This is a genomic window from Micavibrio aeruginosavorus EPB (assembly GCF_000348745.1).
Lineage (GTDB): Bacteria > Pseudomonadota > Alphaproteobacteria > Micavibrionales > Micavibrionaceae > Micavibrio > Micavibrio aeruginosavorus_A.
On record NC_020812.1, the window covers coordinates 2,278,130 to 2,299,263 of the forward strand.

Below are 21,134 nucleotides of genomic sequence, written 5' to 3' on the forward strand. Positions count from 1 at the left end.
ACGGCCCGGGTTCTATGCCAGGAAGGCGGTCCAGATGAGTGGCCGCCTTTCTTGTTTTCCGGTTTATTTTCAAATGGTTTCCACCGCCATGCGCCACGCCGGTGGCGTGCGCAATTTGCGACGGATCGATTTTTATTCAAATCCCCATCAAATTTACAACAACGCTTTGATTTAATTAAAAAAATCGTAAGGCGATGCGCGTAATATAAAGCTGGGACTATTTGTGAAATTAAATTTTAAACCGAAACAGTTTTATTTGGAGGTTTCCACCATGTCGACCCAGGACTTTCTGGCCACATGTCTGGACAGTGTGCGATCCAAATCTTTCTATCCTGCGTACCAGAAAGCGTTTCGCATTATTCAGGCTGACACCAATGCCTTGAAGGAGATTGTGTTCCGACTTCGATACGAAATTTACTGTGTCGATAACGATATGGAACAGACCAGCGGCGCATCGACCAGCGCGATGGAAAAAGACGCGTTCGACGATAATTCGTTGCACTATCTGCTCTATCACAAAATGACGGACGAACCGGTGGGCACGGTGCGTGTGGTCATGCCGCGGACCGACCGTCCCTTGAGCAGCTTTCCACTTCAATTCGTCTGCGATCATCCCTTGTTGCATATGCCGGACCGGGTCCATCGCTTCTGCGAAGTCTCCCGCCTGTGCATGACACGGGATTTCCGCCGCCGTCCGGGCGATGGCCGCGTGTTGCCCAGTTATAATGAACAAGATCAAGCCGTGCGCATGAACGCCGATGGCACAACGGTGTTTATCCGCCGGGTTATTCCGTTTGCTCCGCTGGGCCTTCTGCGCGCCGCGTTTGAGGGGGCGTTGGATAATGGCCTGACCGATTGCGTTTGCGTCATGGACCCGGACCAGCTTTATGCCCTGCAACGCATCGGCCTGTCTTACCGCGTGCTGGGCCCGCGTCTGGATATTGGCGGGCAACAGCAACCCATCATCTTCAACATCAAACATGCGCTGGACAATATGATCCTGCAAAATCCGCCCTGCTGGGAAATTGTGTCCGACCGGGGCCGCCTGCATATCAAGGCCAACGAGCTGGATCAAAACCAGTGGCAGGACCAGATTTTCGACCAGCAATGCATGGACATGATTTTCGAACGGCTGACCACCCCGCCGCCGCGCGTGTGACCGGTTTTCCATTCCTACGGTTTTAGTCCTGAACTTTGACCCTAACTTCGCCGCCTTCGGTCCTTGTGACCGGGCGGTTTTTCTTTTCTTATGGCTATACGGGTTCTTTTAACCAAGTCCGGTCTATGCTCAAATATCCCTATGATTCGTTACGTCTCCACCCGGGGTCCGGGCACACCGCAATCTTTTACCGATGTCATGCTGGCCGGGTTGGCGCCCGATTCGGGGCTGTATATCCCTGACATGTGGCCAGAGATTGACCGCGACCTGCTGTCCCATCTGGCGGGCACGCCCTATACCAACGTCGCTATGGAGATTATGACGCCGTTTGTCGGCAAAGCCGTGCCGCCGGACGTGTTGTTTAAAATTTTGCAGGACACGTATGAAGGCGGATCGTTCGACCATGCCTGTGTGGCCCCGTTGGTTCAGGTTGGCCCCAGCGCGTGGATCATGGAATTGTTCCATGGGCCCACATTGTCGTTCAAGGATTACGCCCTGCAATTTATTGGCCGGCTGTTCGATTACCTGCTGGAACAAAAGGGGCAGCGCCTGACCATCATCGGTGCGACATCGGGCGACACCGGGTCGGCGGCGATTGAAGCGTGCCGCAATTGCAAGAACATCGATATCTTCATCCTGCACCCCAAGGGGCGCACATCCGAAATCCAACGCCGCCAGATGACAACGGTGGATGCGCCGAACGTTTTTAACATCGCGGTGGAAGGCACATTTGATGATTGCCAGACATTGGTGAAAACCATGCTGGGTGATGCGAAAATGCGCGGGGATTTGAATTTATCCGCCATCAATTCCATCAACTGGGCGCGCATCATGGCGCAAATCGTGTATTACGCGACCGCCGCTTTGGCCTTGGGTGCACCGCACCGCCCGGTGTCCTTCGCCGTGCCGACGGGGAATTTTGGCAATGTTTACGCCGGATGGTGCGCGCGCCGCATCGGCCTGCCCATCGACCAATTGATCGTGGCGACGAACAAAAACGATATCCTGACCCGTTTTTTTGAAACGGGCGACATGCGGATGGAACGGGTTACACCAACCCTGTCCCCCAGCATGGACATTCAGATTTCCAGCAATTTCGAGCGTTATCTCTGCGACCTGATGGGCCGGGATTATGAAGGCCTCAAAAAACTGATGCACGCTTTCAAGGTGCAAAAGGCCTTTATCATGAACCCGGATTCGATGCAGAAGGCCAAACGCGAATTTACCGCGCAACGCTGTGACGATGACACCACGTTGCAGACGATGCGCGAATGTTACCTGCAATCCGGTGTGATGATTGATCCGCATACGGCCGTTGGCCTGTATGGCGCGATGACGAAACGGGATGACCCGTCCGTGCCGGTCGTGGCGCTGGCCTGCGCCCACCCGGCCAAATTCCCCGATGCGGTGGAAAAAGCCATCGGCATCCGCCCGCCCATGCCCGCCGCCCTCGACGGGTTGTTGGGCAAGGCTGAGCATTACATCGTCCTGCCCAACGATCTGGGCAAGGTGCAAGCCTATATCCGTAACGAAGCCAAAGCGATTCGCCGCTAACCCTGCCCTGCATACCCTTGCCGCAACCCCTGGATTGATCTATCTCTAAACGCTATGAGCATTGAAATCACAACCCTGCCCGGGGGTCTCCGGGTTGTTACCGATTCAATTCCGTCCATGGATTCCGTGGCGATTGGCGTTTGGGCCGCCGTGGGTACACGGCACGAGGATATGATCCATAACGGCGTCGCCCACATGGTCGAACATATGATGTTCAAGGGCACCAAAACCCGCACCGCCGCCCAGATCGCCGAAGCGATCGAAGATGTCGGCGGCAACGTCAATGCCTACACCAGCCGCGACATCACCGCGTATCACGTTCATTTGCTGAAGGACCACACGCCGCTGGCGATGGATATTTTGTCCGACATCCTGCAAAACACCACCATGCCGGAGGATGAGGTCGAACGCGAACGCGATGTCATCCTGCAGGAAATCGGGATGAGTAACGACACGCCGGATGATCTGGTGTTCGATTTGTATCAGGAAACCGCCTACCCGGACCAAGCGCTTGGCGCACCCATTCTGGGCCGCAACGACATTATTGCGAACATGCAGCGCGACACGCTGCAGGGCTACGTCAATCGCTGCTACACCCCGAAAAATCTGGTGCTCTCCGCCGCGGGTAATATTACGCATGACGCGCTGGTGAAAATGGCGAGCGAGCGTTTTAACGCCCTGCCAAAAGACCAGGAGGTCACAACCGCCGCCGCCCATTACACCGGCGGCCAAAGCCGTGCGGAAAAAGATCTGGAACAAAGCCACATCGTTTTGGGGTTCCAGGGCATTTCCCGCCATGATGAGGATTATTACGCGGCCGTGGCCCTGTCCACCATTCTGGGCGGCGGCATGTCATCACGATTGTTCCAGGAAGTGCGCGAAAAACGCGGACTGGTTTATTCCGTGTTCAGCTTCCACAGCTCTTACGCCGATGATGGTCAGTTTGCCGTGTATGCGGGCACCGGGCCGGAACGGCTGGGCGAATTGATCCCGGTCGTGTGCGATGAATTGAAAAAAATCGCCAATGATGTGGTCAGCGACGCCGAATTGAAACGCGCCAAGACGCAAATGAAATCGGGCCTGTTGATGGCCCGCGAATCCATGATGACCCGCGCCGGACAACAGGCCAAACACCTGATTTATTTCGATAAAAAACTGGATGTCGCGGAATTGCTGCATAAAATCGACGCGGTAACGGACGACGATATCCTGCGCCTGTCGCAACGGATTTTCGCAACGGTACCGACGGTGGCCGCCCTGGGCCCGCTGCAACAACTGGAATCCTACGAATCGTTGCGCGCCCGCCTGCGCGCCTAAATCTGGGGAGGGGGAACCGCATGAATATTGCAAACCTGCTGCGCCCCGCCGCACCACCAACACGATCCATGAATTTGGCCATCAGCGGTGAACGCGTTGTCATCCGCACCCCGGAACGCCGTGACATGGATCAATGGATTGCCGCGCGCACGCGCAATCGATCCTATCTTCAGCCCTTTGAACCGAAATGGCCGGATGACGCCCTGACCCCCACCGCGTTTAACCGCCGCCTGAGCCGACAGCAGCGCGACATGCGCACGGGCCATTCCTGTCCGTTTGTGATTATCCGGCTGGATAATCTGCAACTGATCGGGGCCATCAACCTGAACAACATTGTCCGCGGGGCTGCGCAATACGCATCCATGGGCTATTGGCTGGATGAACAATCCCAAGGACAGGGCTATATGACAGAGGCCGCCATGCTGGCCCTGGGCCATGCCTTTGGCCCCCTGAAACTGCACCGGGTTAATGCCGGGTGCGTGCCGCATAATGGCCGCAGCAAATCCCTGCTGACCCGTTTGGGGTTTGAGGAAGAGGGCTATGCAAAGCGGTATTTGCAGATCAATGGTGAGTGGCAGGACCACCTGCTGTTCGGATTGAGCATCGAGACATGGAAAACCACCCTGCCCGGATCAAGCCTGAACATCCCCGCGTGACCTAAACAACATTGTCCGCTCAGGGATCAGGCCCGGCCCGCCGCGCCGGACAACATCGCCGGGTTTACACCCATGCGCTGGATTGCGTTTTCCCATTTGCGGGCGGCATCAACGCCGAACACCAGATCGGCGGGCGCATCGGTGATCAGCCAGGCATTATCCTGAATTTCCTGTTCCAGTTGGCCCGGCGACCACCCGGCATACCCCAGAACGAACAGCATCTGCTCCGGCCCGCGCCCCTGCACGATTTCGCGCAAGGCATCCAGCGTGCCCGTCACATGAATATCGCTTTTGACGCGGACGGTGTCCTTTTGCGCGAAATCGGCGGAATGCAAAACGAATCCGCGCCCGGATTCAACCGGCCCACCGCTTAAAACCTGCAGGCTGTAGAGAATATCTTCGTCCACATCGTCATTGGCGACATTGAGCTGCGCGACCAATTCGGAAAATTCAACCCCCGGCAACGGGTTGTTGATGACCAATCCCATGGACCCCTTGTCATCATGCGCGCACATAAAAATCACCGCTTTTTGAAAGCGGGAATCGCCCATATTTGGCATGGCCAGTAACAATTTTCCGACCAGAAACGTGTCTGCGTGATCTGTCATTCGTTTATTCCATTCGCCTTAATACAACCCGCCCGTTCCCGTCGTGACCGATTGCGGACGCGATCCGCCGCTCGTTTCCGGCTGCGGGCCATAGGGCTGGGATGAGTAGAGTTGTTGTTCATCCACCACCACGCCCGGTACGCTGCCATCGGGCATCGGCTGGGTATAGGGGGACAGAAGATCGCTGTCGCTTTGCCACGGCTGGTCCGCCGCCGTGCCGGCATAAGGCAAATCGCGCTGGAAGCTGGACATCACGGAAATGCCGTTCCCATCCAGAATATAGATTTTATCGGTCGGTTCGGTTCCGGCCAAAAACGCTTCCCAGATGGTTTTCTTGTCCCCCGGACGGGCACGCGCGCCACTTTCGGCGTTAATCTGCACCTGACGGATACCCGGCGGAATCCGGAACGGGGTGGCGGGCTGATCCTTCAACGCGCCTTCCATGAAATCCTTGAACACCGGCACCGCCGCCGACGCCCCGGTTTCCTTTGCACCCAAGGATTTGGGTTCGTCATAGCCCATAAACACACCAACGGCCAAATCAGGCGAGAACCCAACAAACCATGCATCTTTGGAATCGTTCGTCGTTCCGGTTTTCCCGGCCAGCGGCACGCCCAGCGACCGAATTTTCGCCGCCGTACCACGTTGAACAACACCCTCCAGAATGGAGACCATCTGATACGCGGTCCGTGGGTCATTGATCTGTTCGCGTGTGTCGGGAACCACCGGCGCGTCCTGTGACGCCCATTCAATCAGCGGGCCGCACCCGTCACATTGGCGCGCGTCATCGCTGTAAATCGTTTTGCCGCGGCGATCCTGAATCCGGTCAATAAAGGTCGGCGTGATTTTCTTGCCGCCATTGACCAGCATGGCATACGCCGCCGTCATATCCAGAACCGTCGTTTCCTGCGCCCCGAGCGAGTTGGCAAGGTTGGTTTTCATTTTATCAAAGATGCCAAATTTTTCGGCGTAGGTCGCAACCTTGTCCATGCCGATATAATCAGCCAGACGCACCGTCATCAGGTTCCGGGATTTTTCAACCCCGACCCGGATCGGCGTCGGCCCATAATATTCGTTCGAATAGTTGGTCGGACGCCATTTCGGCAGACCCGGCCCCTGGTCAATCACCAACGGCGCATCCAGCACCAGCGTGGACGGCGTAAAACCACTATCCAAAGCGGCCAGATAAATAAACGGCTTGAACGCCGATCCCGGTTGGCGTTGCGCCTGGGTCGCGCGATTGAAGGAGCTGTTGTCGAAATGCCAGCCCCCCTGCATCGCCAGAACACGGCCCGTGTGCGGGTCCATGGCGATCAACGCGCCGTTGACCTTTGGCACCTGACGCACATGGATGGTTTTTTTCTCTTTCCCGTCCCCAGCTTTATCCCCGGCCTTATCCTCGGCCTTCGTCGTCACGGTTTCAACCATGATCACATCACCAACGATCAATGGTTTTGATGATGTCCATTTCACATCGTCCGCGCTCAACGCGCCGCGCGTGCCAGAGGCCAGACCAATTTTCACGGCATCCGTTGACGCTTCGGTGACAATCGCCATATCCCAGTGGCGCAACATCCCCTCCGGGCGCGGGACGACCGCCAGACGGTCAACCCAGTTATCAATCGAATCCAGATGCGACACCGGGCCACGCCAGCCACGGCGACGATCAAACGCCATCAACCCATCACGCAGCGATTTTTCCGCAATCGCCTGCAGGGTGGGGTTCACCGATGTCCGCACGGCCAACCCGCCTTCGTACAGGGCGTCCTTGCCATAGCGGGCTTCCAGTTCACGGCGGACTTCCTCGGCAAAATACGGCGCACGTACGATATCACCGGCCCCGCGATCAACAACGGTCAACGGTTTGGCCTTGGCGATATCAGCCTGCGCCTCATCGACATAGCCATTCACAACCATGCGATCAATCACCCAGTTCCGGCGCGCAATCGCGGCATCATAATGCCGGGCCGGGCTGTAATTATTCGGCCCCTTGGGCAGGGCGGCCAGATACGCGGCCTCCTCAATGCTCAGCTCGGACAGGGATTTGTTGAAATAGTTCAACGCCGCGGCAGCGACGCCATAAGAGCGTTGCCCCAGAAAAATTTCATTGAGATAGAGTTCGAGCAAACGATCCTTGCTCATCGCCTTTTCCATGCGGAAGGCCAGAATGGCTTCGCGGATTTTGCGTTCGTAACTGACCTCGTTGGTCAGCAGGAAGTTTTTCGCAACCTGTTGCGTAATGGTCGATGCACCCTGCGGGCGGCCACCGCTTTTGAAGTTCGTGACAACGGCGCGCGCAATCGCAATCGGGTCAACACCCTGGTGCGTGTAAAAATTCTGATCCTCAGCGGCGATGAAAGCGTTCTTGACCAGATCAGGCATGGAATCGATGGGCACGAAGATCCGCTTCTCTGCGGCATATTCCTCCATCAGGCGTCCGTCACCGGCATAAATCCGCGTGGTGACGGGCGGATTATAATCTTTCAACGCACTGTAGTCGGGCAGATCCCGGCTGTAGGTGCTGATCACCACAACGACAATCGCCACCCCGGCGATCAAGCCGAGCATGCCGAGGGAAAACAACGCCAGAATCGAATAATAGAGCCATTTCATGCCTCTTTTATCGCACAGGAATCAGGCAGGATAAAGGCCGGAGACACCGGGTTTATCGCAAAAGATTATGACTTTGGCACCAGTCGCAGAAGACGCCCCTCCGCCGAATCGGTTAACAGGTAAACAGCCCCATCCGGCCCGACCCGAACATCGCGAATACGCTCACCCAAATCTTTCAGATAGGTCTGTTGCTGCCCGATTCGGTCGCCATCAACCTCCAGCACGCGCAAGGATTCCCCGGCCAGCGCCCCGACCAGCAAATGCCCACGCCATTCCGGGAACAGATCACCATCATAAAACGCCATGCCACTGGGGGCGATGGACGGGCTCCAGTGGATCAGGGGTTGCTCCATGCCCGGGGCCGCCGTGCGGTCGGTGATTTTAAATCCGGTGTAATCAAGTCCGTATGTGATTTCCGGCCAACCGTAGTTGCGGCCCGGCTTGATAATATTCACTTCGTCCCCGCCACGCGGACCGTGTTCATGTTCGAACACCACACCCGTACCGGGTTGCAACGCCAACCCCTGTATATTGCGATGACCATAGGAATAGATTTCAGGCTTGGCGTAGCTTTGCTTCACAAATGGATTGTCCGTCGGCACGTTGCCGTCGCGATCAATCCGAATGATCGCACCAAGGTGATTGCCCTTATTCTGCGCTTCGCGCATGTCGTTGCGTTCGCCCAGCGATAACAAAAGCGTATCATCGGGCAGAAACAGTAATTTGCCACCGAAATGCTGGTTTGAACCGGATTTTGGCAGAGCCCGAAACAGAACCGTCGTTTCCACCAGTATATTATCGCTCAGGGACAGGCGCGCCCGCGCAATCTCTGTCCCATATCCGCCATTGCCCTGCCCCGCATAGGCGATATAGACGCGGTTATTCTGGGAAAAATCGGGGTCCAGTGCGATATCAAACAACCCCGCCTGCCCGCGGGCCACAATGCGGGGAAGCCCTTTGATCGCCGTGCGCGTTTGGCCGTCGCTGGCCACACGCCACAAGACCCCGTCCCGTTCGGTCACCAGAAAATCGCCATCCGGCAAAAACGCCAGCGCCCACGGACGATCAAAATCACCCGCCACCGTTTCCACAACAAACGGATCGCCCGCCGCATGGATAGAGATTGGAAAAGCGACAAGAACAGAAAAAACAATCAATAAAATGCGCATAAGAATAATCGCCCCTTGTAAAAACCACCCTTCCATTGTGACCATCTTTGCGGCAGGATCAACCCGCAAGGACAACAGCCATGGATCAACAACATATTCCCGCAACCGATTTAATCGACATGGGCGCATGGGCCGCCCGGGATGGGCTGCCTTTGCGTGTTGACCTGGTCTATGCGCAGGTTGATCACCCGGAAAATATTTTTGGGCGCGCCCTGTACCGCGAAACGGCCCGGTTCTGGCTGCACCGTGATTTTGCGGCCATTGTCGCCGATGCCGCAAAAATTGCCTATGCGCAACGCGAATGGATTTTTATTCTGAAAGACGGACTGCGCCCGGTTGAGGCGCAAGCCCTGATGCAGGATACCGACATTGTGAAGGCCAATCCACAATGGCTGGTCGAACCGCGATTGCTGTCCCCGCCCGGCATGGGTGGCCACCCGCGCGCAATGGCGGTGGACATTACGCCCTGCGATGAGAACGGGGTGCTGATTGATATGGGTACGGTTTTCGATCATTTAACGACCAACCCCGCCGACAATCCGGCGGCGCGGTCCTACACCGCCCTGCCCGCGCCTGTGCTGGACAATCGCGCATTTCTGGAAGATTGCATGATGATGGCGGCGGCCCGGCATAACAAACCGATGCTGCCCTTGCCCGCCGAATGGTGGGATTTCAGATTCCCGAAAACCTACACGGATGCCTACGCCCCCATTCACGACCGCGATTTGCCGGACGATATGAAGATGGTGGCGATTTAATTAAGCCGCTTTGCCAACGCTGTTCTTGATCGGCCCTTCGGCGCGGCCATGGATGAATTGATCCACGTATGGATTGCCGGAATTGTCCAGCTGTTCCACCGGACCGGTCCAGATGATGCGGCCTTCGTGAATCATTGCGACATCGTCGGCGATTTTGCGGACGCTGGCCATATCATGCGTGATGGACATGGCCGTTGCGCCCAGCTCCTTCACGCATTTCACGATCAGGTTATTGATGACATCCGCCATAATCGGATCCAGGCCCGTTGTCGGTTCATCGAAGAAAATGATTTCCGGGCTGGTCGCGATGGCGCGGGCCAGGCCAACACGTTTTTGCATGCCGCCCGATAATTCCGCCGGGACCAGATGGCCCGTCGCCTCGTCCAGCCCGACAGCAATCAGCTTTTCAACGGCAATGTCATAGGCCTTGCGACGGTCCATGCCACGCCCGTGGATCAGGCCAAAGGCCACGTTTTCCCACACCTTCAGCGAATCGAACAACGCCGCACCCTGAAATAGCATGCCGAATTTACGCATGGCTTCATCGCGGCCCTTGGAATCCAGCCCGACAGATTCACGCCCATCGATCAGGATCGATCCCGAATCCGGGCGGATAATACCCAGGACGCATTTCAACATAACGGATTTGCCCGTCCCCGACCCGCCGATAATCACCATCGATCGGCCCGTCTGAACGTTCAGATCAACGCCCTGTAAAACGCGTTTCGACCCGAAGGATTTGTGCACATTCGACAGATGGAGTTTGGTCGTGCCACTCATGAGAAAAACACCTGCGTCAGGAGATAGTTGAAAATCAGGATCAGGATCGAGGCCGACACAACCGCATTGGTTGTGGCCGCGCCGACACCCTGGGCCCCGCGCCCGGAATTATACCCGTGATAACATCCCATCACCGCAACGATCAGGCCAAACACCGCCGCCTTGATCAAACCGGAAATCACGTCGATATTTTCGACAACGTCCCATGTTTGTGACAGATATCGGCCCGGGTTAAAGCCCAGATTATAAATGCTGACGATATAGCCGCCAAACACACCGACAATATCACCCAGCAAAACCAGGCACGGCAGCATCAGCGTCCCCGCCAGAACACGCGGCGCGATCAGATATTTAAACGGATTAACGGACAAGGTGGTCAGCGCATCAATCTGTTCGGTGACGCGCATCGTGCCGATTTCGGCGGCAATCGCCGCACCAACGCGGCCCGCAACCATCAAGCCCGCCAACACCGGAGCCAATTCGCGGGTCATCGACAAAACAACCACACCGGCAATCGCCCCTTCGGCATTAAAACGGGTAAAGCCCGTGTAGGATTGCAACGCCAGCACCATGCCCGTAAACAACGCCGTCATCCCGACGACAGGCAGGGAGTAATAGCCGATATCAATCAGCTGACGCAAAACCAGACGCGGGAAATACGGCGGCAGGAAAATATGCGCGATGGATTGACCCACGAACAACGATAACCGCCCCGTGCCCCGGATCAGCCGCATGATCGTGCCGCCGATGGTTTCGCACGCATCCAGCAATTTTTCCGTGATGGGGTGCGCGTGGATCTGCTGGTGCAGCGGGGTTTTGCCCGAACCCCCTCCGGAAACACCCGGCGTCTCGATCTTGGCTTCGCTGGTCATAATGCTATTGTCCATCTGCTTTGAATACGGAAGTCTTCTTACCCGCAAATGCCCGAAAAATCCATTATTTTTCGGCGGATAAGCCCGCAGGAGAGTCCGCCCGCATCCCCGGCTGATCCCCAGAATGGAGGTAGGTCCGGCGATAGCGCGCGCCCAGGCTGGTCAGGATTTCATAGCCGATTGTCCCCGCCTGGGCCGCCAGATCATCAGCCCCCTGTCCCGGGCCGATCACGTCCAACACGTCGCCGGGCTTCAATCCGGGCACGCCGCCCGCATCCACCGTGACCAGATCCATGGACACGCGCCCCAGTACAGGGCAGGCCACGCCATTTGCATAAAGCACCCCACGGCCGCTGAGCGACCGCAGGAACCCGTCGGCATAGCCCAGCGCCACCGTGGCCACACAGGTGGGCTGATCCGCCCGCCATGTCGCGGCATACCCAACGGAGTCCCCGGCCGGAACGGTACGAACCTGTAGCACCGGCACCTGTAATCGGACCACCGGGGCCATCGGGTTGGCCGTTTCGGGCGTCGGGTTCAGGCCATACACCGCCATGCCAGGCCGAATCATGTCCAGATGATAGGATTGCAGGCGCATCGCCCCCGACGAATTGGCCATGGATCGCGGCACACCCGGACAGGTCCGGCGCGCGAGATCATCAAACACCGAGAATTGCCGGGCCGTCATGGGATGGTCGGCATCATCGGCGCAGGCAAAATGGCTCATGACCAGATGCAGGTTCAACCCGGCCAGACGGGACGGGTCCGCCAGAATCGCCGCGCGGTCGGCCGCATCCAGCCCCAGACGGTTCATTCCCGAATCGATATGCAAAATGCAAGGCGCGCCGGCGGCAAAACTGCGCCACGCATTCACCTGCCCCAGATCGTTAAGCACAGGGGTCAGACGATGCGCCCGATAATCCTGCGCCGCGCCGGGATACAACCCGCCCAGAATCGCGATATTTTCCGCCCCCGGGAACAGGCCGCGCAACGCAACCCCTTCATCCGGCGTGGCCACAAAAAACGTCTTCACGCCGCAAGCGCGCAAGGTCTGTGCCACGGGCACCAGCCCCAGCCCATAGGCATCGGCCTTCACCACACCGGCGACTGCACAATGCGGGCCGACCACATCCTGAAAATGGCGGATATTGGCGGATATGGCGTTTAAATCAATGGTCAGGCGGCCGCCTGTTAACGGATCGGACATCATCATGCGCGATAATTTATCATAGTTTCCCATTCGGGTCAGAGCAGTTTTGCGGTAGCATTTGATTATGATGAATCAGCGTAATTATAAAATTTCGAAAATCTCCCGCCCTCACGAACATGGAAACGTTCTGTTTCTGATCCTCATTGCTGTCGCACTGTTTGCCGCGCTCAGCTTTGCCGTCGTCCAGACACGGGGCGGGGGCACGGATGCGAACAAGGAAAAAATTCAACTGGCCGCATCGCAACTGGCCCAATATGGCGGCGATATCGAAGCGGCCATCCTGCGCATGCGCGTCGGCAAGGGCATGGGACCGGATGTGATGAGTTTTGAAACACCGTTCCTGTCATCGGCGAATTACACCAACCCGGATTGCGCGGTTGATGATTGCAAGGTTTACCTGCCCAAGGGTGGCGCGATTTCATACAACGCCCCCAACGATGAATGGCTGGATTGGAGCCAACAATCTCAACCCCATTGGGGCGGATGGTTATTTACCGGCGGGTCATGCGTGCCCGGCGTTGGATTGGGCAACGATGCCACATGCAACAGCGACGCCAACCATTTGGAACTGATCGCGATCGTGCCGTATATCCAGCGCGACGTCTGCATGGAAATCAACCGGAAAAAAGAAATCACATCGGGCGTCACGCCGCCACCACAGGACCAGGGCAGCGCGTGGATCAACACCCCCGAATTTGCCGGCACCTTCACCACCGGCGAAGCGATTTCATCAGCCGGCGATGAATTTTTCGGTCGCACCGAAGGATGCTTCGAAGGGGGCGGCACCCCGGCATCGGGCACATACCATTATTATAAGGTCCTGATCGAACGATAGAAAAAACCCCCGCCAATGCGGGGGTTTTTCTTATTCGTAATCCTGTGTCGGACCGTGGAAATGATCCAGGTTGGCAAAGCGGGTGAGGTTACCGTCGAAGAACAACCGCACCGTCCCGATCGGACCGTGACGCTGTTTCGCGATAATGGTTTCGGCCACGTTGTGGAGTTGTTCCATCTTCTGTTGCCATTCAATGTGCTTGTCCGTGCCCGGTTCAGGTTCGGCACGGGACAGATAATATTCTTCGCGGTACACGAACATGACAACGTCCGAGTCCTGTTCAATCGAGCCCGATTCACGCAGGTCGGACAGTTGCGGACGTTTATCATCACGCTGCTCCACCGCACGCGAAAGCTGGGACAGGGCGATCACCGGAATATCCAGTTCCTTGGCAATCGCTTTCAGGCCACGGGTGATTTCCGATACTTCGTTCACGCGGTTTTCAACCGACTGGCGCGATCCCGACCCCTGCAGCAATTGCAAATAGTCGATGACGATCAGGCCCAGGCCGCTTTGGCGTTTCAAACGCCGCGCGCGTGTGCGCACCGCGCCGATGGACAAGGCAGGCGTATCATCAATATATAACGGCACTTGCGACAGGCGGTGTGACGCCTCAACAAAGCGGCGGAAATCATTTTCCGTCAACTTGCCCTTACGAATGGAGTCACCGGAAATTTCCGCCTGATCGGCCAGGATACGCGTGGCCAACTGGTCGGATGACATTTCCAGCGAGAAGAAGCCAACCACAGCCCCTTCCTTGCCACCCGTTTGCGCATAGCGATTCGCCGCATTAAAGGCGATATTGGTGGCCAGCGTGGTTTTACCCATCGACGGACGACCGGCAAGGATCAGCAAGTCGGAATTGTGCAGACCGCCCAGTTTTTCATCCAGATCGCGCAGACCCGTGGTCACGCCGGTCACGTGACCATCGGTTTTATAGGCCTTGTCCGCGATTTCAATCGCGCGCGCGACCGAATCCTTCAACGTTACAAAACCCTTACGGCCATCGCCGGATTCGGCCAGGATGAACAGGCGGTTTTCCGCCATCTCAATCGCCTTGGCCGCGTCGCGTTCAATGGTTTGTTCAAACGCATCATTGACCACATCTTCGCCCAGCGCGATCAATTCGCGGCGCAAATGCAGGTCATACAAATTCAGCGCATAATCCGTCGCGCTGATCACCGTGATCACCGCACTGGCCAGATCGGCCAGATATTGCGTACCGCCCACCGATGCCAGATCGGAATCGGTTTCGAAATACCCCTTCAACGTCACCGGCGACGCGGTTTGGCCGCGTTCGATCAACCGTTGAATGGCTTCGAAAATGCGTTGGTGCGCCGGGTGGAAAAAATGCGCAGGTTTCAGAAAATCAATCCGTTCCAGCACGCGGTTATCAACCAGCAATGCACCCAACAGGCCCTGTTCGGCCTCCAAATTATGGGGCAAGGTGCGGTAATTCCGCTCGGCCGAAACCATCGGATCGTTCAGGGGAATATCATCCTTGCGCGCAAGGTTCGTGTTTGCTGTCGTGCTCATGAATTGCACTCTATTCAAATCATGTCCGCCGCGCCACAAGCGTCTGCCCCCCCCCATGTGAATTGCGGGGATATCCGGGGATGATCATCCGTCACCCGCCAAATAAAAAGAACCCGCGAGATGGTAGCTCTCGCGGGTTCCCCTTAATCAGCTATATCCCTTGGGGAGAAACAGCCGAACCTGTTGTTTTAGGCTCAGGCGGTTTCGCCTTCTTCGGCGGCTTCAACGGCATCGTCTGCGTGTTTCACAGACTTAGCGGCTTTCTTCGCAGCCTTTTTGTCAGCTTTTGCTGCGGCTTCTGCGGAACGTTCCTGCTCAACGGCCAGGGCTTCGTCATCCAGCAGAGCGGATTTCGCAGCGGCGTCTTCGGCCAGTTCAGCGGCACGGGCTTCAGCAGCCAGTTTCGCCTTGCCGGTTTTGGCCTGGATTGCGGCTTCCTCTTCCGAACGTGCAACGTTGACCATAACGTCAACTTTCACTTCCGGGTGCAGGGACACGCTCACCGGGGCCAGACCCAGGGATTTAAACGCAGTGTTCATGACAACCTGGCCACGGCTTACGGTGGCTTTCAATTGGTCGGCAATGGCTTCCGCGATGTCACGCGTGGTGACGGAACCGTACAGGTGGCCACCTTCGGATGCCAGACGGATCAGAACGATCGTCTTGCCTTCCAGAGACTTTGCCACTTTCTGGGCGTCAGCGCGTTTTTCCGCGTTGCGTTTTTCCAGTTCAGCTTTTTGGGCTTCGAAATGGGCCACGTTATCCGGGGTCGCGCGCAGGGCCTTTTTCTGCGGGATCAGGTAGTTGCGGGCATAACCCGGCTTTACCTTCACCAGAGAGCCCATTGCACCCAGGTTTTCAACGCGTTCCAGAAGGATCACTTCCATGTTCGCCATGATCTATACTCCTTCCACTCGATTATTGTTGGAACGAACGCGGTGCGCGTTCGCCACGGTCTGCACGATCGCCGCCGCGGAATTCACCGCCACCACGATATTCGCCACGGCCTTCACCACGACCTTCCGGACGCGGACCGCGCGGGGCGCTGTCCATTTCCTGACGGACATACGGCATCAGAGCCATGAAACGGGCGCGTTTGATAGCGCGAGCCAGTTCACGTTGCTTCTTCTGCGATACGGCCGTGATGCGGCTCGGCATGATTTTGCCGCGCTCGGAAATGTAACGGCCCAGTGTGCGCACGTCTTTCCAGTCGATTGCCGGAGCATTCGGACCAGAGAACGGGCACGTCTTGCGACGACGGAAGAACGGGCGGCGGCCAGCCGGGCCACCAGCGGATTTTTGCATTTCTTCAGACATTATGCGGCTTCCTTGTCAAAATCGTTATCGTTGGAACGATCGCCGCCCAGAATGGCCGACGGGCCCTTGGACAGTTCGTCCAGGCGAACGCTGATGTGGCGCAGAACGTCTTCGTTCAGGCGCATGTTACGCTCCATCTCCAGCAGTGCCGGAGCCGGGGTATCCAGTTCCATCAGAACATAATGGCCTTTACGGTTTTTCTTGATGCGGTAAGCCAGCGTGCGCAGGCCCCAGCTTTCGGTTTTCACAACCTTGCCACCGTTTTTGGTGATCAGGTCGGAAAATTGTTTGGTCAGATCTTCGACTTGCGTCGCGCTCAGATCCTGCCGTGCGATAAACACGGTTTCATAGAAAGGCATACTCGTTTCTCCTCTCGGGTTTCAGAAATCCGGGCCATACAAACGGCCCGGGTTCCATCAGCCAACACCACCATGGTGCTGGCGAGGTTCTTTTAAAGAACGGGGGCACTATACGGATCCCGGCCCCCGAATCAAGGAAATTCCAGCGTTTTATTGGAAAAAAGCGATTCCCACCCCCATTCCGCCTACACCCCGGCCATTCCCATGAAAAATTCCCGCGCGCCACCCCCAAACGCAACATCCCCGCACAGGGCGGGGATGCGAAAAACTTTATGTTATGGAAATATTATTCCGATCGTGGGGCGCGGTACGGATTTTGGCGCAGTTTTTCGCCCAGCAACGCCGTACGGGCCTTAAAGCGCGCCGCGTCCTCTGCCCAGACCTGATCCAGATAAGCGCCCGATTTCTCCTTGAACACGCAGGTCAGCGGCGCAAAAAACAGCTTCGCCGTGCTGGCCATATGCCCCGGCGTCCCTTGCACGACATGCGTAAAAACCGTTTTCAAATCCCAGCCTGCGGCCTTCGTCCCTTGAATAATTTTTTGCGTATCCATGATGATCTCTTCCCTTAAAAAATTATAGCGATGGTTATAGACGTCACTCGTAGATCAATGCAATCACGTTAAAATGGCCACATCACCATGACCAACCGTTGCCCCGGAACCGGCGGGCTGCCGTGGATCAGGGCCTGGTCTGTATCGCGGCATTTGAAAAGGAGCAGGTCGCCGGGTGCGGTGGATTGGGCCAGCGTATCATCGGCCCGCACCGGGGTGGCTTCGATCGTGCGGCCATTTTCACGCATTGTGCTGTCCGGCCGCCACCACGTGCCCGCCGCGCCGCGCAAGGTGACCAGGCCGAGCAGATCCCCCTTATCCGTATGCCAGAAATTGTTTTTGGACGGTTGAAACGCCATCAAGGATGTTCCCACACTGCCGCCATTCGGTTTGCACACGGCGGCAAAATGACCGACCAGATCAATGATCGCGCGGGCCACATCCAAACGGCCACCCTGCCCTTCAGGAAAGCCGGCATCATCCAGCGCATAATCAAGCGCCAGCAAACGGGATTCATCATGCAATCGGCGAACAGGCCATGCGTAGTTCAAAATTTCGCGGCGATAATCAGACGTCCACCGCACATCCGGCGATAACGTCGAAAGATCAAGACCCGCGAGATACGCATTATTCGCAATCGGGGCCGCCCCCCGCCACACCGCCAGATTCAAACGCGGATCATGGATCATGGCCAGCACGGACGGGTCCGGGCCCAAAGCAGCCTGGCCAAATTCTTCGCGGTGGGACCGCGCACTCGTCACGGACATGTCCATGGGCGACATCCTCTTTTAAAGGGGCAAGATGGGAAAGACATTATGGTTATTTTCATATTCCGTCAAACTTTTCCCGCCCCCTTGCCCCACCAGGTCGTTCCCGGTAAAAAGGGCCGGAAACAATAGGAAAACCAACCTTTTCAAGGATATTCACCGATGACACGTGCTTTCGTTTTCCCCGGTCAGGGCTCGCAATTCCCCGGTATGGGCAAGGATCTGGCCGAGGCCTTCCCCGATGCCCGCCTGGTGTTTGAAGAGGTGGACAACGCCCTGTCCCAGAAATTGTCGAAGATCATTTTCGAAGGGCCAGATTCCGACCTGAACCTGACCGAAAACACGCAACCGGCGTTGATGGCGGTGTCCATGGCGGTGATGGCGGTGCTGACCAAACAGGGCGGCATTGATTTGAAATCCGTTTGTTCCCATGTCGCGGGCCATTCCTTGGGTGAATATTCCGCGCTGACCGCGGCGGGGGCCTTGAAACTGTCCGACACGGCGCGCCTGTTAAAACTGCGTGGCCAGTCGATGCAGAAGGCCGTTCCGGTGGGACAAGGCGCGATGGCCGCCATTCTGGGTCTGGAGTTTGATGACGTGATGGCCATTGCATCGGAAGTATCCGGCAACGAAGTGTGCGAAGCCGCCAACGACAACGCCCCGGGTCAGGTTGTCATTTCCGGCCACAAGGGCGCGGTGGAAGCCGCCATCGCCCTGGCCACCAGCCGCGGCGCGAAACGCGCACTGGCCTTGCCCGTATCCGCCCCGTTCCATTGCCGCTTGATGCAACCCGCCGCCGAGGCGATGCAGGCCGCGTTGGCCGAAACGACGGTGAATGCGCCGGTTGTTCCGGTCATCGCCAACGTCACGGCCAGCCCCGTCACCGACCCGGCGGAGATTACCCGCCTGTTGGTCGAACAGATCACGGGCCGTGTGCGCTGGCGTGAATCCGTGCAATGGATGAAGGTCAACGGCGTCACCGAAGCCACCGAAATTGGCGCGGGCAAAGTTCTGGCCGGATTGATCAAGCGGATCGAAGGCGACATCGCCAGCACATCCGTCGGAACCCCGGAACAGGTCGAAGCCCTGATCGCCACTTTGAAATAAGTCTCATTTGCAATTGTAAATCAGCATGTTATGCGGGCTTGACTTATCGTCGGGCCCGCATAGTTTAATTAGTAAAGACTAATTTACAGAGCCCCGCCCGCGGGCCATTGCCTAGGATGCGTAACAATGGGGGTTGCGTTGACACACCACCGGATCACACCGACGGGCATTGCCCGCCCTTGGGACGATGAGGAAATCATCGTCAGCAAAACCGACATCAAGGGGCGCATCATCTACGCCAATGATGTCTTTCAGCGTGTGTCGCTCATGACACCGGATGAATTGATCGGCAAACCCCACAATATCATCCGCCACCCGCATATGCCGCGGTGCATTTTCAAATTGTTCTGGGACACGTTACAGGCGAACAAGGAAATCTTCGCCTATGTGTTGAACATGGCCAGCAACGGTGACCATTACTGGGTCTTTGCCCACGTCACCCCCAGTTACGATGATCGTTTGAACGTGGTTGGATACCATTCCAACCGCCGCAAACCCGATCCCGAAAAAATCGCCAAAATCGAGCCGATTTATAAGGCCTTGCTGGCGGAAGAAGCCAAATATTCCGGCCCGCGCGAAGCGCTGGACGCCGGGACAAAATTGCTGAACGAAACACTGGCCAAGGCGGGAATGTCCTATGATGAATTCATCTTCTCTCTCTAAGGCTTCAATACTGGCCATCCTATCCGGTGTGTCGGGTTTTGCCGCACTGAGCCTGTTGATCGCGGATCAGGATATTCCGGTCTACGTCCCCTATGCGTTGGCCGGGGCCAGCATCCTCAGCATCATCGGCACCGTTTTGTTTCAACGCAAAACCGCCGCCACGCTGGACCAATACAGCGCGGTTTTAAAAGATATTGCAAAAGGCAATTTTGAAACCCGCATCGTATCCGTCAAGGAACACGGCGTATTGGGACAGGTGGGCCACGACATCAACCATGTCGCCGACATCACCGATGCGTACATCCGCGAAGTCACAAATTCGATGCAGGCCGTCGGCGAAGGTCGGTATTACCGCCCGGTTCTGGAGCGCGGATTGCCCGGCATTTATCGCCGCAGCGCCAAGGCCGTGAATAATGTCGTTGCCGAAACAGAACGCCAGATCACAGCGTTCCGTGGTTACGCCGACACGTTTGAAGGCAGCGTCAACATCATCGTACAAAGCGTTTCCAGCGCCGCCAAAGATGTCGAGAGTGCGTCCGAACGCATGCTGGGCATTACCGAGGCGACCACGACACGCGCCATCGACACATCCAACGCCGCTACCGTCGCCGCCGAAAGCACGCATATTGTCGCCGCCGCGGCCGAAGAACTCTCGGCCTCGATCAGCACGATCAATGCGAATGTATCTGAATCGTCATCCATCGCGGTACAGGCCGCCAGCGAAGCGGACAAAACCGATCGCCTGATCAACGCGCTGACCGACGCGGCGAAGAATGTTGGCACCATCATCGAATTGATCAACAACATCGCCAGCCAGACCAATCTGCTGGCCCTGAACGCCACGATCGAGGCCGCACGCGCGGGTGAAGCGGGCAAAGGGTTCGCCGTCGTTGCGCATGAGGTGAAAACGCTGGCCGAACAAACCGCCCGGGCGACCGATGACATCACCAAACAAATCGGCACGATGCAGGAATTAACCGACGAGGCCGCCGCCGCCATCCGCGGGATTGGCCAGACCATTCACCGCATCAACGATATTTCATCGACCATTGCCCTGGGCATGGATGAACAGAACATCGCCACGCAGGAAATTGCCCGGTCGATCCAACAGGCCTCGCAAAGCACCGAAAACGTCACCCGAAACGTCAGTGACGTGCAGGGCATGGCCGCCGAAGGCAAGGAATCGTCCGCCCGCGTGCTGGACATTGCCAAAACGCTGTCCCGCGAATCCGACCGGTTACAGGCCGATATCGCCGCCTTCCTGAAAACCGCCCGAGAAATTTAACAGCGGAAATTTAATA

At 57.0% G+C, this 21,134-nt stretch carries 20 protein-coding genes and 1 pseudogene; 9 read left to right on the forward strand and 12 right to left on the reverse strand.

From position 1 onward, the window contains the following. The first annotated feature begins 271 nt into the window (after positions 1–271). The 4 genes from A11S_RS10790 (at position 272) to A11S_RS10805 (ending at position 4,686) form a co-directional block, all read left to right on the forward strand. Positions 272–1,159: a PEP-CTERM/exosortase system-associated acyltransferase gene (locus A11S_RS10790; protein ID WP_235067773.1), complete on the forward strand. Its 888-nt coding sequence runs from the start codon at positions 272–274 to the stop codon at positions 1,157–1,159. A gap of 141 nt (positions 1,160–1,300) precedes the next feature. Next, positions 1,301–2,713, forward strand: coding sequence for a threonine synthase (thrC, locus tag A11S_RS10795; RefSeq protein ID WP_015468546.1), 1,413 nt, complete (start codon positions 1,301–1,303; stop codon positions 2,711–2,713). Positions 2,714–2,767: 54 nt separating this feature from the next. Next, on the forward strand, positions 2,768–4,030 hold the full coding sequence (locus A11S_RS10800) for a M16 family metallopeptidase (RefSeq protein ID WP_015468547.1): 1,263 nt from the start codon (positions 2,768–2,770) through the stop codon (positions 4,028–4,030). Positions 4,031–4,050: 20 nt separating this feature from the next. Beyond that, the gene (locus A11S_RS10805) at positions 4,051–4,686 is read left to right on the forward strand and encodes a GNAT family N-acetyltransferase (protein ID WP_015468548.1); all 636 of its coding nucleotides are present in this window, start codon (positions 4,051–4,053) and stop codon (positions 4,684–4,686) included. A gap of 26 nt (positions 4,687–4,712) precedes the next feature. Here the strand turns inward: A11S_RS10805 and A11S_RS10810 are convergent, their stop codons facing one another. The 3 genes from A11S_RS10810 to A11S_RS10820 form a co-directional block, all read right to left on the reverse strand. Then, the gene (locus A11S_RS10810) at positions 4,713–5,294 is read right to left on the reverse strand and encodes a YqgE/AlgH family protein (protein ID WP_015468549.1); all 582 of its coding nucleotides are present in this window, start codon (positions 5,292–5,294) and stop codon (positions 4,713–4,715) included. Positions 5,295–5,312: 18 nt separating this feature from the next. After that, entirely contained in the window at positions 5,313–7,907 is a 2,595-nt protein-coding gene (locus tag A11S_RS10815; protein ID WP_015468550.1) for a penicillin-binding protein 1A, read from the reverse strand. A gap of 65 nt (positions 7,908–7,972) precedes the next feature. Continuing rightward, a complete protein-coding gene (locus A11S_RS10820) occupies positions 7,973–9,076 on the reverse strand; it encodes a PQQ-dependent sugar dehydrogenase (RefSeq protein ID WP_041803236.1) in 1,104 nt (367 codons plus the stop codon). A gap of 80 nt (positions 9,077–9,156) precedes the next feature. Between A11S_RS10820 and A11S_RS10825 the strand changes: the two genes are divergently transcribed. Further along, positions 9,157–9,834, forward strand: coding sequence for a M15 family metallopeptidase (locus A11S_RS10825; RefSeq protein ID WP_015468552.1), 678 nt, complete (start codon positions 9,157–9,159; stop codon positions 9,832–9,834). Here A11S_RS10825 and A11S_RS10830 read toward each other — a convergent pair whose 3' ends face one another. From A11S_RS10830 to alr, 3 genes are all read right to left on the reverse strand, one after another. Continuing rightward, positions 9,835–10,614: an ABC transporter ATP-binding protein gene (locus tag A11S_RS10830; protein ID WP_015468553.1), complete on the reverse strand. Its 780-nt coding sequence runs from the start codon at positions 10,612–10,614 to the stop codon at positions 9,835–9,837. Further along, entirely contained in the window at positions 10,611–11,348 is a 738-nt protein-coding gene (locus A11S_RS10835) for an MlaE family ABC transporter permease (protein WP_041803239.1), read from the reverse strand. Before A11S_RS10835 ends, A11S_RS10830 begins: the two co-directional genes overlap by 4 nt. Positions 11,349–11,550: 202 nt before the next feature. Then, positions 11,551–12,726: an alanine racemase gene (gene alr / locus A11S_RS10840; protein WP_015468555.1), complete on the reverse strand. Its 1,176-nt coding sequence runs from the start codon at positions 12,724–12,726 to the stop codon at positions 11,551–11,553. A 34-nt stretch (positions 12,727–12,760) separates the two neighbouring features. On the opposite strand from alr, the gene A11S_RS10845 reads away from it, so the two are divergent. Beyond that, on the forward strand, positions 12,761–13,531 hold the full coding sequence (locus A11S_RS10845) for a hypothetical protein (protein WP_015468556.1): 771 nt from the start codon (positions 12,761–12,763) through the stop codon (positions 13,529–13,531). A 30-nt stretch (positions 13,532–13,561) separates the two neighbouring features. Here A11S_RS10845 and A11S_RS10850 read toward each other — a convergent pair whose 3' ends face one another. The 6 genes and pseudogenes from A11S_RS10850 to A11S_RS10875 form a co-directional block, all read right to left on the reverse strand. Further along, on the reverse strand, positions 13,562–15,067 hold the full coding sequence (locus A11S_RS10850) for a replicative DNA helicase (protein WP_081604784.1): 1,506 nt from the start codon (positions 15,065–15,067) through the stop codon (positions 13,562–13,564). 194 nt (positions 15,068–15,261) lie between these two features. Then, positions 15,262–15,963, reverse strand: coding sequence for a 50S ribosomal protein L9 (rplI, locus tag A11S_RS10855; protein WP_015468558.1), 702 nt, complete (start codon positions 15,961–15,963; stop codon positions 15,262–15,264). A 166-nt stretch (positions 15,964–16,129) separates the two neighbouring features. Beyond that, positions 16,130–16,372: pseudogene (rpsR, locus tag A11S_RS12115) on the reverse strand (30S ribosomal protein S18); the annotation flags it as partial. Between the two features lie 11 nt (positions 16,373–16,383). Further along, on the reverse strand, positions 16,384–16,743 hold the full coding sequence (rpsF, locus tag A11S_RS10865; protein WP_014103831.1) for a 30S ribosomal protein S6: 360 nt from the start codon (positions 16,741–16,743) through the stop codon (positions 16,384–16,386). Between the two features lie 286 nt (positions 16,744–17,029). Next, positions 17,030–17,296: a hypothetical protein gene (locus tag A11S_RS10870; RefSeq protein ID WP_015468560.1), complete on the reverse strand. Its 267-nt coding sequence runs from the start codon at positions 17,294–17,296 to the stop codon at positions 17,030–17,032. A 68-nt stretch (positions 17,297–17,364) separates the two neighbouring features. Then, positions 17,365–18,069: a DUF1826 domain-containing protein gene (locus A11S_RS10875; protein ID WP_015468561.1), complete on the reverse strand. Its 705-nt coding sequence runs from the start codon at positions 18,067–18,069 to the stop codon at positions 17,365–17,367. A gap of 156 nt (positions 18,070–18,225) precedes the next feature. On the opposite strand from A11S_RS10875, the gene fabD reads away from it, so the two are divergent. The 3 genes from fabD to A11S_RS10890 all read left to right on the forward strand — a co-directional run bounded on the left by fabD (position 18,226) and on the right by A11S_RS10890 (position 21,118). Continuing rightward, positions 18,226–19,170: an ACP S-malonyltransferase gene (gene fabD / locus A11S_RS10880; RefSeq protein ID WP_015468562.1), complete on the forward strand. Its 945-nt coding sequence runs from the start codon at positions 18,226–18,228 to the stop codon at positions 19,168–19,170. Between the two features lie 126 nt (positions 19,171–19,296). Next, positions 19,297–19,833 carry a PAS domain-containing protein gene (locus tag A11S_RS10885; RefSeq protein WP_015468563.1) on the forward strand — a complete coding sequence of 179 codons (537 nt, stop codon included), beginning with the start codon at positions 19,297–19,299 and terminating at the stop codon, positions 19,831–19,833. Continuing rightward, on the forward strand, positions 19,808–21,118 hold the full coding sequence (locus A11S_RS10890) for a methyl-accepting chemotaxis protein (protein ID WP_041802759.1): 1,311 nt from the start codon (positions 19,808–19,810) through the stop codon (positions 21,116–21,118). The genes A11S_RS10885 and A11S_RS10890 overlap by 26 nt, the downstream gene beginning before the upstream one ends. The last annotated feature ends 16 nt before the right edge of the window (positions 21,119–21,134 follow it).

What these genes read in the sequence shown, in the direction of transcription:
- A11S_RS10790 (WP_235067773.1), top strand. Translation starts at nt 272, where the DNA reads ATGTCGACCCAGGACTTTCTGGCCACATGTCTGGACAGTGTGCGATCC.
- thrC (WP_015468546.1), top strand. Translation starts at nt 1,301, where the DNA reads ATGATTCGTTACGTCTCCACCCGGGGTCCGGGCACACCGCAATCTTTT.
- A11S_RS10800 (WP_015468547.1), top strand. Translation starts at nt 2,768, where the DNA reads ATGAGCATTGAAATCACAACCCTGCCCGGGGGTCTCCGGGTTGTTACC.
- A11S_RS10805 (WP_015468548.1), top strand. Translation starts at nt 4,051, where the DNA reads ATGAATATTGCAAACCTGCTGCGCCCCGCCGCACCACCAACACGATCC.
- A11S_RS10810 (WP_015468549.1), bottom strand. Translation starts at nt 5,294, where the DNA reads ATGACAGATCACGCAGACACGTTTCTGGTCGGAAAATTGTTACTGGCC.
- A11S_RS10815 (WP_015468550.1), bottom strand. Translation starts at nt 7,907, where the DNA reads ATGAAATGGCTCTATTATTCGATTCTGGCGTTGTTTTCCCTCGGCATG.
- A11S_RS10820 (WP_041803236.1), bottom strand. Translation starts at nt 9,076, where the DNA reads ATGCGCATTTTATTGATTGTTTTTTCTGTTCTTGTCGCTTTTCCAATC.
- A11S_RS10825 (WP_015468552.1), top strand. Translation starts at nt 9,157, where the DNA reads ATGGATCAACAACATATTCCCGCAACCGATTTAATCGACATGGGCGCA.
- A11S_RS10830 (WP_015468553.1), bottom strand. Translation starts at nt 10,614, where the DNA reads ATGAGTGGCACGACCAAACTCCATCTGTCGAATGTGCACAAATCCTTC.
- A11S_RS10835 (WP_041803239.1), bottom strand. Translation starts at nt 11,348, where the DNA reads ATGCGGCTGATCCGGGGCACGGGGCGGTTATCGTTGTTCGTGGGTCAA.
- alr (WP_015468555.1), bottom strand. Translation starts at nt 12,726, where the DNA reads ATGGGAAACTATGATAAATTATCGCGCATGATGATGTCCGATCCGTTA.
- A11S_RS10845 (WP_015468556.1), top strand. Translation starts at nt 12,761, where the DNA reads ATGATGAATCAGCGTAATTATAAAATTTCGAAAATCTCCCGCCCTCAC.
- A11S_RS10850 (WP_081604784.1), bottom strand. Translation starts at nt 15,067, where the DNA reads ATGAGCACGACAGCAAACACGAACCTTGCGCGCAAGGATGATATTCCC.
- rplI (WP_015468558.1), bottom strand. Translation starts at nt 15,963, where the DNA reads ATGGCGAACATGGAAGTGATCCTTCTGGAACGCGTTGAAAACCTGGGT.
- rpsF (WP_014103831.1), bottom strand. Translation starts at nt 16,743, where the DNA reads ATGCCTTTCTATGAAACCGTGTTTATCGCACGGCAGGATCTGAGCGCG.
- A11S_RS10870 (WP_015468560.1), bottom strand. Translation starts at nt 17,296, where the DNA reads ATGGATACGCAAAAAATTATTCAAGGGACGAAGGCCGCAGGCTGGGAT.
- A11S_RS10875 (WP_015468561.1), bottom strand. Translation starts at nt 18,069, where the DNA reads ATGGACATGTCCGTGACGAGTGCGCGGTCCCACCGCGAAGAATTTGGC.
- fabD (WP_015468562.1), top strand. Translation starts at nt 18,226, where the DNA reads ATGACACGTGCTTTCGTTTTCCCCGGTCAGGGCTCGCAATTCCCCGGT.
- A11S_RS10885 (WP_015468563.1), top strand. Translation starts at nt 19,297, where the DNA reads ATGGGGGTTGCGTTGACACACCACCGGATCACACCGACGGGCATTGCC.
- A11S_RS10890 (WP_041802759.1), top strand. Translation starts at nt 19,808, where the DNA reads ATGATGAATTCATCTTCTCTCTCTAAGGCTTCAATACTGGCCATCCTA.